The sequence below is a fragment of the Burkholderia seminalis genome (genome assembly GCF_001718535.1).
GTDB classification, from domain to species: domain Bacteria; phylum Pseudomonadota; class Gammaproteobacteria; order Burkholderiales; family Burkholderiaceae; genus Burkholderia; species Burkholderia seminalis.
Genome location: NZ_CP013398.1, coordinates 1,833,096 through 1,845,988, shown reverse-complemented (window position 1 = coordinate 1,845,988; position 12,893 = coordinate 1,833,096). Strand labels below are relative to the sequence as shown.

Here is a 12,893-nt window from a genome sequence, read left to right as displayed (position 1 = left end):
ACCGTCCGTACCTCGCCGAGACGAAAGTCCGCAAAGTCGACTTGCTCGATGCGGCGGCTATGCCGGCAGAAGACCCGCAATGCGATAACTTTCAATCAACCCGTCGTAGACGGAAATATCGGAGCGACTCCTGGCAACGAGCTGAGCGCCGGCGACCGCGGCATAGATCGCGCGAGCACGCCGTTCGCTATCCTCGGCGCTGACCACGGCCGCGGCGGACAGCACCTTGCTCAGCCACGCAACATTCACATCGGCAAAAGTCTGGACCTCTTTCGTCACCGTTTCCGGCAGGTCATCGGATTCGGCAGCCATGAAGCTGCACAGGCATATGCGATTGCCACGCTCAAGCGCCTTGCGAAACGTATCGGGATAGCGGCGCAGGCAATCGATCGGATCTGCGGATTCGGCCAAGATCGCATCCAGCGTAGCTGCCGATTCCTCCCAATACCGCCTCGCCACCGCTGCGCCAAGATCGGCCTTGCTTGCGAAGTGGTGGTAGATGCTCGCAGCCTTGATACCGACGGCTTCAGCGAGATCACGAAAGTTCAGCCCGCCGTAGCCGTGCGCCTGGGCAATCTTTGTGGCGGCCACCAGGATTCGCTCCCTGGAACTCAGGCCTGACTCGTTCTTCACTCTGCTACCGCCTCCACGACCGTTGACACCCGCAATTATACCTTCTATGGTAAACCTAACGAACGTTAGGTAGGTATGAGTGACCATTCCCTTTATCGTCCAATCCCGTGTGACAAACCGCATAGAGAGGCACGCATGACTTTCAGCACCACCGATTTCGACGTAACCCAACTCCCGATCATGACGATTTACGATTTCCCCAAGGGACCTTATCCGACACGCGTCCGTATCGCCCTGGCCGAGAAAGGTCTGCGATCGCGCGTCGAGTTCGTGATGGTCGACCTTTACAAGGGGGAGCACAAAAGGCCCGAATTCATCTCCGAGAAAAACTACTCGGGAACGCTGCCGGTCCTTGAACTAAACGACGGAACGTGCATCGCCGAATGCACTGCCATTACCGAATACCTCGATACGCTTGATGGCGCACCCACGCTGACCGGCAGGACGCCACTCGAAAAGGGCGTGATCCACATGATGAGCAAGCGCGCCGAGCTGGAGTTGCTCGACGCAATCAGTGTCTATTTCCACCATGCCACGCCAGGATTGGGACCGAACGTCGAGCGCTATCAGAACGCCGAATGGGGGCTTCGTCAGCGCGACAAGGCCTTGAGGGGCATGCACTACTTCAATGACGTTCTGAAAAAGCAGCCGTTTGTCGCTGGGGATGCCTTCTCCATGGCCGACATCACCGTCATCGGCGGTCTGGTCTTTGCGTCAATCGTGAAGTTGACCGTGCCCGCGGAGTGCGAGGCGCTGCTGGATTGGTACACGAGAATGCGGGAGCGCCCCAGCGTCAAGAACCAGCCGGCGTTCGCCTGAAACAGAAGTCGTGCCCGCCCGTCATCGACGTTCGACCAATCCTTGATTGCAAATCCGAGACGACCTGCCCGCGCGACCTCGACGACTCGCCTACTCGATCGATACCGGATGGCCGCACAGCAAATCGGTCAATCGTAGGGGCGTACTGCGCGCGGTGCTCGCGTAGCGATGCGGAGTGGAAGGACGCGGTCGTGGCACACGGCTTCGCGTACGACCACCGTGTTGGCCGTTCCAGTTGGACAACGGTCGCTGACGACCCACTGAGTCGAATGGCGGCTCGGGGTCGGCAAGCGACGTCCACGACGCCTTTGTCGCCCGCACCGGGCGCCCGCATCAAGCCGCCGGCGCCGCACCTTCGAGACCGGCCAGCAGCTTTCCCAGCAGGTGCGACAACTGAGCCTGCTCCGCCTCCGACAGCGCGGACAGCAGCGCGCGCTGGTTCTCGATGTGCGCGACGACCGCATCGTCGATCAGCGCGCGACCCGTATCCGTCAGTGCGACGAGCGTGCCGCGCCCGTCGGCCGGATTCGGCCGGCGCTCGACCCAACCGGCCTTCTGCAGCCGGTCGATGCGTGCGGTCATGCCGCCCGACGACATCATCAGCGCGTCGTACAACGCGGTCGGCGTCAGCGCGAACGGCGCGCCGCTGCGCCGTAGCGTCGCGAGCACGTCGAATTCGCCCGGCTGCATTCCGTAGCGCGCAAACAGCGGATTGAGACGGTCGCGCGCGATCACGAGCGCGGCTTCCTGCAGCCGCCCCATCACGACCATCGACGACGCGTCCAGATCCGGACGCTCGGCGCGCCATTGCGCGAGCGCATGCGCGGCTCGATCCATTAACCCTCCTCGGCTCACCAGTTATCTTGACGTCGAGATAAATCGGCGTTTATCTTGATGTCGAGATACTTTACCTGAAAAACGCGCGGCGTCTCGACGGCAGCCGCGCACCGATATCGAGGGCCTCGTCGATGAATCGCTTCACTTCCCCGGGATGGCGGCTGGCCGTCATCGTGCTGGTCGGGCTGAACCTGCGTCCCGCGCTCGCCGCGGTCGGCCCGCTGCTCGACATGATCCAGCGCACGACCGGTATCGGCGACGGCGCGGCCAGCCTGCTGACGACAATCCCGATCCTGCTGATGGGGCTCGGCGCGCTGGGCGCGCGACGCCTGCAGCGCGCCACCGGCATCGCGGGCGGCGTCTGGCTCGGCGTCGCGCTAATCGGGCTGGCCTGCGCATCGCGCATCGGCGCGCAGCACGCGTGGCTGCTGCTCGCGAGCGCCTGCTGCGCGGGCGTCGGGATCGCGATGGTGCAGGCGCTGCTGCCCGGTTTCGTGAAGGCGCATTTCGCGACGCGCATCGGCGGTGCGATGGGCGTCTATTCGACGTCGATCATGGGCGGCGCGGTGCTGGCGAGCGTGGTCGCGCCGTTTGCCGCGGCGCGCTGGGGCTGGCTCGCCGCGCTGGCCGGCTGGGCACTGCCGGCCGCGGTGGCCGCGCTCGCATGGCCGCTCGCCAGCCGCGGCGGCGACGGCTTCGCCGCCGGGCCGGTCTCGACGTCGAATGCACGACCGTCGCGTTCGGCGCGTGCGTGGCGGCTCGCGCTGTTCTTCGGGATCGCGACGGGCGCCTACACGCTCGTGCTCGCTTGGCTGCCGCCGTATTACATGCGGCTCGGCTGGTCGCCGACGGCGGCCGGCAGCCTGCTCGGCGGCGTGACGCTCGCGGAAGTTATCGCGGGGCTGACGATCTCGGCAACGATCGACCGCCTGCCCGATCGCCGGCCCGCGCTGCATGCGGCGATCGCGTCGCTGTTCGCGGGGTTGCTGGCGATGCTGGCCGCACCCGACGCGTTCGCACTGCCGGCCGCGCTGCTGCTCGGCGCGGGGATCGGCGCGCTGTTTCCGCTGTCGCTGATCGTCACGGTCGACCATGCGGCAACGCCGGCCGACGCTGCATCGCTGACAGGGTTCGTGCAGGGTGTCGGCTATCTGGTCGCCGGGTTGTTCCCGTTCGCGGCCGGGCTCGTGCGCCAGCATCTCGCGGACCTGACGCCCGCGTGGATCGCGATGGCGTGCCTGTGTGTCGCGCTGTTCGCGCTGGCGGCCGGGTTTGCGCCGCGGCTGGCGCGGCAGACGGCGCGGGCCTGAGCGGCCCGTCCGCCGGGCCGGCGTGATCAGCCCGCGCTCGCGTACAGCGTCGAATCCGCGAACCCGTCGGCATCGAGCACGCGCCCGATCAGGATCAATGCGGTGCGCTCGATCTGCGTACCGCGCACCTTGTCGACGATGTCCGCCAGCGTGCCGGTCACGCGCTCCTCGTCGGGCCAGCTCGCGCGATAAATCACCGCGACCGGGCAATCCGCGCCGTAGTGCGGCAGCACTTCGTCGACGATGCGCGCGAGATGGCGCACGCCGAGATGGATCGCGAGCGTCGCGCGGTGCGCGGCGAGCGAACCGAGCGCCTCGCCTTCCGGCATCGTGGTCTTGCCCGCGAAGCGCGTGAGGATCACCGTCTGCGCGACGCCGGGCAACGTCAGCTCGACGCCGAGCGTCGCCGCGCACGCGGCCGTCGCCGTCACGCCCGGCACGATTTCGTACGGAATCCCGAGCGCCTTCAGCCGGCGGATCTGCTCGCCGATCGCGCCGTACAGCGACGGGTCGCCCGAATGCACGCGTGCGACGTCCCGCCCTTGCGCATGCGCGTCCGCGAGCAGCGCGACGATCGCGTCGAGGTCGAGCTCGGCCGTGTTGACGACCTGCTCCGCGCGATGACCGTCGAGCACGGCCGCGGGCACCAGCGAGCCCGCATACAGGATCACCGGGCACGTGCGCACGAGGCGCTGGCCCTTCACCGTGATCAGCTCGGGGTCGCCGGGCCCCGCGCCGATGAAATACACCGTCATCGAAAATTCTCCGTCAATACGTTGGATGATCCGCTGCGCGGCGTCAAACGCGCGCGGCCGGATCGAGTGCGTCGAGCAGTGCCGCGACCGAATCGAACGCCCGGTCGGCATCGGGCAGCGACGGCCGGCGCAGCATCACGACCGGCACCCTGCGTTCGCGCGCGACATCGAGCTTGGCCTCGGTGGCCGCACCGCCGCTGTTCTTGCTGACGAGGACGTCGATGCCCGTCAGCGCGAACAGCGCACGTTCGCCGTCGAGCGTGAACGGCCCGCGCGCGGCGATGACCTGCGCATGCGCATTGCCGGGATGCGCGTCGAGGCAGCGCACGAGCCAGAACTGGTGCGGCGGGATCGTATCGAGGTGCGCGAGCGGTTCGCGGCCGAGCGTGAACAGCGGCCGCCTGAACGGCGCGAGCGCGGCCTCGATGCCGGCCCAGTCGTCGACCATCCGCCAGTCGTCGCCCGGTTGCGGCGTCCAGGGCGCGCGGCGCAGCGCCCATAGCGGTACGCCCGCGTCGCGCGTCGCGGCAGCGGCGTTCGTACTGATTTGCGCGGCATACGGATGCGTGGCGTCGATCACGAGGCCGATTCCGGCGTCGCGAAGATACGCGGCCAGCCCGGCGGCCCCGCCGAAGCCGCCGACGCGCACGTCGCAGCGCAGGTCGTCCGGCACCTTGCCGAGACCAGCCAGGCTGTAGACGTGATGCGGGCCGAGCGCGCGTGCGATCTTCAGCGCGTCGCCGGTGCCGCCGAGCAGCAGGATGCGCATGCTCATCGCGCTTCCCCGACGAAGCGGCCCTGCCGGTCGATCGCGAACATCTCGACGGCGACCGACGGCGGCACGATGTCGCGTGCGACCCGCAGCGCCTGCGCGCAAACGAGATCGCCGAGCGGCACGCCGTCGGCCAGGGCGAGCTTCAGCGCTTCCTGGCTCGTGTTCGCGGCGCGCATTGCGGCCTGCAGCGCCTCGCTCGCGCCGGCTTCAGCCGCCCATTGCGCGAGCAGCGGCAGGTCGATGCTCGAATGGCGGCTGTGCAGGTCGAGATGGCCCGCCGCGAGCTTGCTAAGCTTGCCGAATCCGCCGCACATCGACAACCGCGCGACCGGTGCGCGGCGCAGGTGCTTGAGCACCGCGCCCGCGAAATCGCCCATCTCGATCAGCGCCATGTCGGGCAGGCCGTAGTGCGCGCGCATCGCGTCCTCGCTCGCGTTGCCCGTACACGCGGCGATATGCGCGATGCCGTTGGCGCGCGCGACATCGATCCCCTGGTGGATCGATGCGATATAGGCCGAACACGAGAACGGCCGCACGATGCCCGTCGTGCCGAGAATCGACAGCCCGCCGACGATGCCGAGGCGCGGGTTCATCGTCTTCAGCGCGAGCGCCTCGCCGCCTTCGACGCCGATCGTCACGTCGAAGCCGCCTGCGTAGCCGTGCTCGGCTGCGAGCGCTTCCAGATGCGTCGTCATCATCTGGCGCGGCACCGGGTTGATCGCCGGTTCGCCGACCGGCAGCGTCAGCCCCGCGCGCGTGACCGTGCCGACGCCCGGCCCCGCGTGAAAGCGCACGCCGGGCGCGGCCGCGAGCGCGACACGCGCGAAGATCAGCGCGCCGTGCGTGACATCCGGATCGTCACCGGCATCCTTGATCGTGCCGGCTTCCGCGCCTTCGGCCGTGAGGCGGCAGAACTCGAGCCGCATCATCACGCGCTGCCCTTTCGGCAGCACGATCTCGACCGCGTCGTCCGCCCGGCCCGCGAGCAGCAGCCGCGCAGCCGCGAGCGACGTCGCGGTCGCGCAGCTGCCGGTCGTGTAGCCGAACCGCAGCGGCGCGGGCTGTTCGGGGGTTTCGTCGCGCATCACGCGTCCGTTGCGTTCGCCGGGTTCGATGCGCCGGCTATGTCGATCGCATCGGCCGTCTCGACCCTGTCGGCCGCGTCGGGCTTGCGCACGTCGTACAGCGTGACGGGCAGCGGCTGGCGCCACGTGTCGAAGCGGCCGAGCGGTTCCGCATGCGCGAGCGACACGCGCGTGAGCGTGCCGCCGTGCGCGTCGCGCCACGCGGCGAGCGCCATCTCGCCCTGCAGCGTGACCGCATTCGCGACGAGCCGGCCGCCGGGTTTCAGCGCGGCCCAGCACGCGTCGAGCACGCCGGGCGCCGTCGCACCGCCGCCGATGAAGATCGCGTCGGGCGTGGCGAGCCCTGCCAGCGCGTCGGGCGCGCGGCCCGCGACGAGCTGCAGGCCCGGCACGCCGAGTGCGTCGCGGTTGTGTTCGATGAAGCGCTGCCGTTCCGCATGCGCCTCGACCGCGATCGCCTGGCAGGATGGATGCGCACGCATCCATTCGATGCCGATCGAGCCACTGCCCGCGCCGACGTCCCACAGCAGCTCGCCGGGTGCGGGCGCGAGGCGCCCGAGCGTCATCGCGCGCAAGTCGCGCTTGGTGAGCTGGCCGTCGTGGCGGTATGCATCGTCGGGCAGGCCCGGCGTGAGCGCGCGGCGCGGCGCGTCGGGGCCGGCCCGGCAGTCGAGCGCGACGAGATTGAGCGCGGCCGTTTCGGCGACTTTCCAGTCCTGCGCGAGGCCGTCGACGCGCCGTTCGAGCGGGCCGCCCAGATGTTCGAACACGCTGATGCGCGTCGGCCCGAAGCCGCGTGCGGCGAGTTCGGCCGCGACGGCGGCCGGCGTGCGGCCGTCGGCGCTCAGCACGAACAGGCGCCGGCCCGGCAGCAGATGACGCGCGAGCGTCGCGAGCGGACGGCCGACGAGCGACACCGCGCCGACGTCCTGCAGCGCCCAGCCGAGGCGTGCGGCCGCGAGGGACAGCGACGACGGCGCGGGCAGCACGCGCCATTCGTCGGGAGAAAGCTGGCGCGCGAGCGTCGCGCCGACGCCGAACAGCATCGGGTCGCCGCTCGCGAGCACGCAGACGGGCGAGCCGCGCCGCGCGAGCACGCCCGCGAGATCGAACGGCGACGGCCACGCTTCGCGCGCGGCCGGCAACCGCGCGGGCAGCATGTCGAGATGCCGCTTCGCGCCGACCACGCGCGTCGCGCCGAGCAGCGCGCGTCGCGCATTGCGCCCGAGCCCCGCGTAACCGTCGTCGCCGATGCCCACTACCGTCAGCCACGCCGTCATGCACCCTTCCCCATCGTTCGATTTCATCCAGTGTGTTGCGATGCGCAGCCGTTGCGCCGCCGCGCGTCGATCCGGCGATTGCCGTCGGCGCCGACTGCCCGGCGCGGGACGCGCCAGCGGTGTCGGCCAGGCCCGCGCGATCCGCATGGCGAACAGCTGGCCCCGCCCAGTTTCATCGTCGCGGATACCGGCGTGTCGCCGATCCAGTGCCGAGCCGCCAATCGTACCATCCGCGCTGCCGCGCGCAGGTCGTCGCAGCCATGCTGCGACACGGTTGCGACGCACATGGCCGATGTCGGGCCGGTGCCGAAATCGGGTATCCTACGGCCGTTCGTTCGCCGGTGCCCTTCGGGGCCGAAGAGGGAACACAGGGCGCGCCGCGCGCCGCTGTGGCTGCCCCCGCAACTGTAGACAGCGAGCCGATCTCCCCCTCATGCCACTGGTTTCACCGGGAAGGCCGGGAGCCGGCGCCGACCTGTCAGCCAGGAGACCTGCCGGCCAGAAAGTGCGTGCGTGCCAGTCGGCGTCGGGCGGGGTGTACCGATGCGTTGGCCGCGGCGCGACACTGTCCCGGTATCCCGTTGAGTTCCGCCCCCGATTCGATTCCTGCGTCGCCCGTCGTGCGCCCGTCGGCCTGCCCGGGGCTCGTGCGCGTGGTCGCGGCCGCCGATGGCGGGCTGTGCCGGGTCAAGTTACCGGGCGGCCGGCTCGATGCGCGCCAGGCGCGTGCGATTGCCGCCGCCGCCCGCGCGTACGGCTCCGGCGCGATCGACGCGACCAATCGCGCGAATCTCCAGCTGCGCGGCATTCGCGACAGCGCCGCCGATGCGCTGACGCGCGCATTGCTCGAGGCGGGGCTCGGCCCGCGCGTCGACGCTGCCGCAGGCGCGGTCGACGAGACGGCCGCGCTCGCCGCGAGCGACGACGTCCGCAACCTCTTGCTCAGCCCGCTCGCCGGGCACGATCCCGCCGCGCTCGTCGACAGCCGCGCGCTCGCGATGCCGCTGCTCGACATGCTGGCCGGCGAGCCGCGCCGCGGCGAGCTGTCGCCGAAATTCTCGATCCAGCTCGACGGCGGCGAAGCGGTTGCGGCGCTCGATCATCCACACGACATCTGGCTGGCCGCCTGGCGCCGCGCGGACGGCGCGGTACGCGTCGCGGCCGGGCTGGCCGGCTTCCCGCCGGTCGCGCAGGACGACCGGCCCGCATCGGTCGACGTGTCGCCCGATCAGGCCGTCGCACTGGTTCGCGCATTGCTGCTCGCGTTCCTCGATCTCGCACCGGCCGAGGTCACGCGGATGCGTGGGGTGCTCGCGACCGCCGGTGAATGCGCGTTGCTCGCACGCGCGCAGCACTACCTGCCCTTCCCGCTCACGGCTGATTCCGCGCTCGCCGGCTGGCGGCGCACGCGCACCGACCCGGCGCTGCGTTTCGGCATGCGCGCGTCGCGCGATGCGGCGCGCTGCAGCGTCGGCGCGCAATGCGTGCTCGGGCGGCTCGACGCGACACGACTGGAACGGCTCGCCGCGCTGGCCGAAGCCGACGGCGACGGCACGTTGTCGATGACGCCGTGGCAAGGCGTGTTTCTCCACGGTGTGCCGAACGACCGTGCACCGGCCACGTTGGCGGCACTTGCGTCGCTCGGCCTCGTCTGCGCATCGTCCGACCCGCTGGCGACCCTCGTCGCCTGCACCGGCAGCACGGGCTGCGCGAAAGCGCGGGCCGACACGAAACACGACGCGCTCGCCCTCGCCGCGCGCATCGGCCATCCGGTCGACGTGCACCTGACCGGCTGCGAGCGCCACTGCGCGCTGCCGCATCCCGCGGCGCACACGCTCGTCGCGGTGGCGCCCGCGCACTACGACCTTTACCGGCGCGACGCGGCCGCGGGCCTTGGCGCCCCGCTCGCGCGCCATCTGACGATTGACCAGGCCGCGGCCCGTTTGGCGGACGCGCGGCACAGCCAGGACACCACCGATGCTTGACTACATTCGCGACGGGCAGGAAATCTACCGCCAGTCGTTCGCGACGATCCGCGCCGAGGCCGACCTGTCGCGCGTTCCGCCCGACCTCGAGAAACTCGCGGTGCGCGTGATCCATGCGTGCGGGATGGTCGACGTCGTCTACGACCTGCGCTTTTCGGCTGGCGCCGGCACGGCCGGCCGCACCGCGCTCGCGGCCGGCGCGCCGATCCTGTGCGACGCGAGAATGGTCGCCGAAGGCATCACGCGCGCGCGGCTGCCGGCCGACAACCGCGTGATCTGCACGCTCGGCGAGCCGGAGGTGCCCGATCTCGCGCGCCATCTCGGCAACACGCGCTCGGCGGCGGCGCTCGAACTGTGGCGTCCGCATCTCGCGGGCAGCGTCGTCGTGATCGGCAATGCGCCGACCGCGCTGTTCCACCTGCTCGACATGATCGACGCCGGCGCGCCGCGTCCCGCGCTGATCCTCGGTTTTCCGGTCGGCTTCATCGGCGCGGCCGAATCCAAGGCGATGCTCGATGCCGACAGCCGCGGCGTGCCGTACGTCGCGCTGCTCGGCCGGCGCGGCGGCAGCGCGATGGCCGCCGCCGCGGTCAACGCACTGGCGACGGAGGTCGAATGACGACCACGCGCGGCCGGCTGTTCGGGGTCGGTGTCGGCCCCGGCGATCCCGAACTGATGACGATCAAGGCGCTGCGCGTGCTGCAGGCGGCGCCCGTGGTCGCGTATTTCGTCGCGAAGGGCAAGAAGGGCAATGCGTACGGCATCGTCGAAGCCCACCTGCTCGACGGGCAGACGCAACTGCCGCTCGTCTATCCGGTGACGACCGAAGTGCTGCCGCCGCCGCTCTGCTACGAGACCGTGATCGCCGACTTCTACGACACGGCCGCCGAGATCGTCGCCGCCCATCTCGACGCGGGACGCGACGTCGCGGTGATCTGCGAAGGCGACCCATTCTTCTACGGCTCGTACATGTACCTGCACGACCGCCTCGCGCCGCGCTACGACACCGAGGTGATCCCGGGCGTCTGCGCGATGCTCGGCGGCACGGCCGTGCTCGGCCAGCCGCTCGTCTATCGCAACCAGAGCCTGTCGGTGCTGTCCGGCGTGCTGCCCGAGCATGAACTGCGCGAGCGGCTCGCGCGCGCCGACGCGGCCGTCGTGATGAAGCTCGGTCGCAATTTCGACAAGGTGCGGCGCGTGCTCGACGAACTCGGGCTCGCGAAGCGCGCGCTGTACGTCGAGCGCGCGACGATGGCGAACCAGCGCATCGTACCGCTCGACGCAGTCGATCCGATGGCGTCGCCGTATTTCTCGCTGCTCGTCGTGCCGGGGGAAAAATGGCAAGGATGACGACCCCGCCCGCGATCGTGATCCTCGGTGCCGGCGCGCTCGACACCGCGCGACGCATCCAGGCGCGCTATCCGGGCGCTAGCGTGCATGGCCTCGCGTCGCGCGTCGATGCCGACGTGCGGTTCGACGAACTCGGTGCGCACCTGCGCGAACTCTACGCACGCGGCCTGCCGATCGTCGCGCTGTGCGCGGCCGGCATCGTGATCCGCTGCCTCGCCCCCGCGCTCGCGGACAAGGGCGTCGAGCCGCCCGTGCTCGCGGTTGCGGAAGACGGTTCGGCCGTCGTGCCGCTGCTCGGCGGGCTGACGGGCGTCAACGTGATCGCGCGCGAAATCGCCGCATGCGTGGGCGTCGCGCCGGCGATCACGACCAGCGGCGAACTGCGTTTCGGCGCATGCGTGCTCAATCCGCCCGACGGGTATGCGCTGGCCGATCTCGCGCAGGGCAAGCGCTTCGTGTCCGACCTGCTCGCGGGCGCATCGACGCGTGTCGACGGCGCGGCGGCGTGGCTCGACGATGCCGCGCTGCCGCGCGACGACGCGGCCAAGCATGCGATTCGCGTGACGCCCGACGCATGGCGCGGCACGCACGACGAACTCGTGATCCATCCTCGCAGCGTGGTGGTCGGCATCGCAGGCGATGCCATGCACGCGCACGAGGCGCTTGCCACACGCATCGCCGCCATGCTCGACGCACAAGGTCTCGCGCGGCTGGCACTCGCGGCCCTCGTCGCGCCGGCGTCGTCGATCGGCGAACCCGCGCTGGAGGAAGCCGCGCGGGCACTCGACGTGCCGCTGCGTTTCGCTGATGCCGACGGCAGCGCGCCCGCCGATGCAGCCGCGCTGCTCGGCCGCACGTTGCGTGTCGCGCATACGCTGCGTCCGGTATCGAACGGTCTCGCGTGCGCGGTCGCGTCGCATCCGGTCGATCCCGCCACGCTCGGCCGCGCGCGCGGCCGCCTGACGGTGCTCGGCCTCGGCCCCGGCGGCGCCGCGTGGCTCACGCCGGCCGCTCGCGCCGCGCTCGCCGAAGCGACCGACATCCTCGGCTACACGACCTACGTGAACATGGCCGGCCCGTTCCGCGGCGACCAGCGCGTGCACGGCACCGACAATCGCGAGGAAATGCAGCGCGCGCGCCATGCGTTCGAACTCGCGGCCGAAGGCAGGCGCGTCGCGGTCGTGTCGTCGGGCGACCCCGGCGTGTTCGCGATGGCCGCGGCCGTGCTCGAAGCGCTCGACGAAACGCGCGACCCGCAATGGGCCGCGGTCGACCTGCGCGTGGAGCCCGGCATCTCGGCGTCGCTCGCGACGGCCGCGCAGGCCGGCGCGCCGCTCGGTCACGACTTCTGCGCGATTTCGCTGTCGGACAACCTGAAGCCGTGGGACGTGATCGAGACGCGCCTGCGGCATGCGGCGCAAGCCGACCTCGTGATGGCGTTCTACAACCCGATCTCGCGTGCACGGCCGTGGCAGCTCGACCGCGCGCTCGACCTCGTGCGTGCGCATCGCGCGGCCGATACGGTGGTCGTACTCGGCCGCGACATCGGCCGGCCGGGCGCGACGCTCGCGACGACGACGCTCGGCGCGCTGCGCGGCGACCAGGTCGACATGCGGACGATGGTGATCGTCGGCTCGTCGACGACGCGGCGCTTCGCGATCGGCAACGCGCGCGAATGGGTCTATACGCCGCGCTGGTATCGCTGATCGCGGTTACCGCGGCAGCGTGACGGTGCGCGCGTCGGCATGCGTAAGGCCGGATGCGCCGTTCATCGTGTCGCGCGAACCGCTCGTCGCGATCGTGCCGGCCTTCACGGCGACGCTGCAGCGCGCCGGTGTCGTCTACGTGCCGCTCGCCGGCGCGCGCGCGGTCGAGCAGATCGTGTCGTGGAACGCGCCGTTTTCGTCGGCGTGCGTCGAGCGCTTCGTTGCGCTGGCTCGTTCGCTGGCGCAGCCGGCATCGACGTAAGCGGCACGTATCGCGCCGCGGGCACCGATCGGGAAAATCGCCCGCCCCGCGTTGCACGACCGTGTCGAATCGGCAAGATCGTTACGTATCGGGAAT

Annotated in this window: 13 protein-coding genes and 1 riboswitch; of the genes, 7 read left to right on the top strand and 6 right to left on the bottom strand. The window is 70.4% G+C overall.

The window, feature by feature from the left end; translation table 11 throughout:
• Positions 1-57 precede the first annotated feature (57 nt).
• Positions 58-633 carry a TetR/AcrR family transcriptional regulator gene (locus WJ12_RS08335; RefSeq protein WP_059557685.1) on the bottom strand — a complete coding sequence of 192 codons (576 nt, stop codon included), beginning with the start codon at positions 631-633 and terminating at the stop codon, positions 58-60.
• A 135-nt stretch (positions 634-768) separates the two neighbouring features.
• On the opposite strand from WJ12_RS08335, the gene WJ12_RS08330 reads away from it, so the two are divergent.
• On the top strand, positions 769-1,452 hold the full coding sequence (locus WJ12_RS08330) for a glutathione S-transferase (RefSeq protein ID WP_049031797.1): 684 nt from the start codon (positions 769-771) through the stop codon (positions 1,450-1,452).
• A gap of 333 nt (positions 1,453-1,785) precedes the next feature.
• Here the strand turns inward: WJ12_RS08330 and WJ12_RS08325 are convergent, their stop codons facing one another.
• A complete protein-coding gene (locus tag WJ12_RS08325; RefSeq protein ID WP_059557687.1) occupies positions 1,786-2,289 on the bottom strand; it encodes a MarR family winged helix-turn-helix transcriptional regulator in 504 nt (167 codons plus the stop codon).
• Positions 2,290-2,420: 131 nt separating this feature from the next.
• On the opposite strand from WJ12_RS08325, the gene WJ12_RS08320 reads away from it, so the two are divergent.
• Complete coding sequence (locus WJ12_RS08320; protein ID WP_059557689.1) at positions 2,421-3,599, top strand: MFS transporter; 1,179 nt, start codon at positions 2,421-2,423, stop codon at positions 3,597-3,599.
• A gap of 26 nt (positions 3,600-3,625) precedes the next feature.
• On the opposite strand, the gene cobM is transcribed toward WJ12_RS08320, so the two are convergent.
• The 4 genes from cobM to cbiE are packed head-to-tail and all read right to left on the bottom strand — an operon-like array spanning position 3,626 to position 7,494.
• The gene (cobM, locus tag WJ12_RS08315) at positions 3,626-4,354 is read right to left on the bottom strand and encodes a precorrin-4 C(11)-methyltransferase (RefSeq protein WP_034186888.1); all 729 of its coding nucleotides are present in this window, start codon (positions 4,352-4,354) and stop codon (positions 3,626-3,628) included.
• A gap of 43 nt (positions 4,355-4,397) precedes the next feature.
• Positions 4,398-5,129 (bottom strand): cobalt-precorrin-6A reductase, encoded by a 732-nt coding sequence (locus tag WJ12_RS08310; protein ID WP_059557691.1) that lies wholly within the window; start codon positions 5,127-5,129, stop codon positions 4,398-4,400.
• On the bottom strand, positions 5,126-6,214 hold the full coding sequence (locus tag WJ12_RS08305) for a cobalt-precorrin-5B (C(1))-methyltransferase (RefSeq protein WP_059557693.1): 1,089 nt from the start codon (positions 6,212-6,214) through the stop codon (positions 5,126-5,128). Before WJ12_RS08305 ends, WJ12_RS08310 begins: the two co-directional genes overlap by 4 nt.
• Positions 6,214-7,494 (bottom strand): precorrin-6y C5,15-methyltransferase (decarboxylating) subunit CbiE, encoded by a 1,281-nt coding sequence (gene cbiE / locus WJ12_RS08300; protein ID WP_049032346.1) that lies wholly within the window; start codon positions 7,492-7,494, stop codon positions 6,214-6,216. The genes WJ12_RS08305 and cbiE overlap by 1 nt, the downstream gene beginning before the upstream one ends.
• Before the next feature lie 322 nt (positions 7,495-7,816).
• A riboswitch (cobalamin riboswitch) is annotated at positions 7,817-8,007 on the top strand.
• A 107-nt stretch (positions 8,008-8,114) separates the two neighbouring features.
• Here cbiE and cobG point away from each other — a divergent pair.
• From cobG to WJ12_RS08275, 5 genes are all read left to right on the top strand, one after another.
• The gene (cobG, locus tag WJ12_RS08295) at positions 8,115-9,479 is read left to right on the top strand and encodes a precorrin-3B synthase (RefSeq protein ID WP_319000383.1); all 1,365 of its coding nucleotides are present in this window, start codon (positions 8,115-8,117) and stop codon (positions 9,477-9,479) included.
• Positions 9,472-10,098: a precorrin-8X methylmutase gene (locus WJ12_RS08290; RefSeq protein WP_034186893.1), complete on the top strand. Its 627-nt coding sequence runs from the start codon at positions 9,472-9,474 to the stop codon at positions 10,096-10,098. Before cobG ends, WJ12_RS08290 begins: the two co-directional genes overlap by 8 nt.
• On the top strand, positions 10,095-10,829 hold the full coding sequence (locus tag WJ12_RS08285; protein ID WP_059557697.1) for a precorrin-2 C(20)-methyltransferase: 735 nt from the start codon (positions 10,095-10,097) through the stop codon (positions 10,827-10,829). Before WJ12_RS08290 ends, WJ12_RS08285 begins: the two co-directional genes overlap by 4 nt.
• Positions 10,826-12,535, top strand: coding sequence for a precorrin-3B C(17)-methyltransferase (gene cobJ / locus WJ12_RS08280; RefSeq protein ID WP_059557699.1), 1,710 nt, complete (start codon positions 10,826-10,828; stop codon positions 12,533-12,535). The genes WJ12_RS08285 and cobJ overlap by 4 nt, the downstream gene beginning before the upstream one ends.
• A gap of 67 nt (positions 12,536-12,602) precedes the next feature.
• Positions 12,603-12,797, top strand: coding sequence for a type 2 periplasmic-binding domain-containing protein (locus WJ12_RS08275; protein WP_049034975.1), 195 nt, complete (start codon positions 12,603-12,605; stop codon positions 12,795-12,797).
• Positions 12,798-12,893 lie beyond the last annotated feature (96 nt).

Coding starts and splice junctions, on each gene's coding strand:
- WJ12_RS08330 (WP_049031797.1), top strand. CDS start 769: ATGACTTTCAGCACCACCGATTTCGACGTAACCCAACTCCCGATCATG.
- WJ12_RS08325 (WP_059557687.1), bottom strand. CDS start 2,289: ATGGATCGAGCCGCGCATGCGCTCGCGCAATGGCGCGCCGAGCGTCCG.
- WJ12_RS08320 (WP_059557689.1), top strand. CDS start 2,421: ATGAATCGCTTCACTTCCCCGGGATGGCGGCTGGCCGTCATCGTGCTG.
- cobM (WP_034186888.1), bottom strand. CDS start 4,354: ATGACGGTGTATTTCATCGGCGCGGGGCCCGGCGACCCCGAGCTGATC.
- WJ12_RS08310 (WP_059557691.1), bottom strand. CDS start 5,129: ATGAGCATGCGCATCCTGCTGCTCGGCGGCACCGGCGACGCGCTGAAG.
- WJ12_RS08305 (WP_059557693.1), bottom strand. CDS start 6,214: ATGCGCGACGAAACCCCCGAACAGCCCGCGCCGCTGCGGTTCGGCTAC.
- cbiE (WP_049032346.1), bottom strand. CDS start 7,494: ATGACGGCGTGGCTGACGGTAGTGGGCATCGGCGACGACGGTTACGCG.
- WJ12_RS08290 (WP_034186893.1), top strand. CDS start 9,472: ATGCTTGACTACATTCGCGACGGGCAGGAAATCTACCGCCAGTCGTTC.
- WJ12_RS08285 (WP_059557697.1), top strand. CDS start 10,095: ATGACGACCACGCGCGGCCGGCTGTTCGGGGTCGGTGTCGGCCCCGGC.
- cobJ (WP_059557699.1), top strand. CDS start 10,826: ATGACGACCCCGCCCGCGATCGTGATCCTCGGTGCCGGCGCGCTCGAC.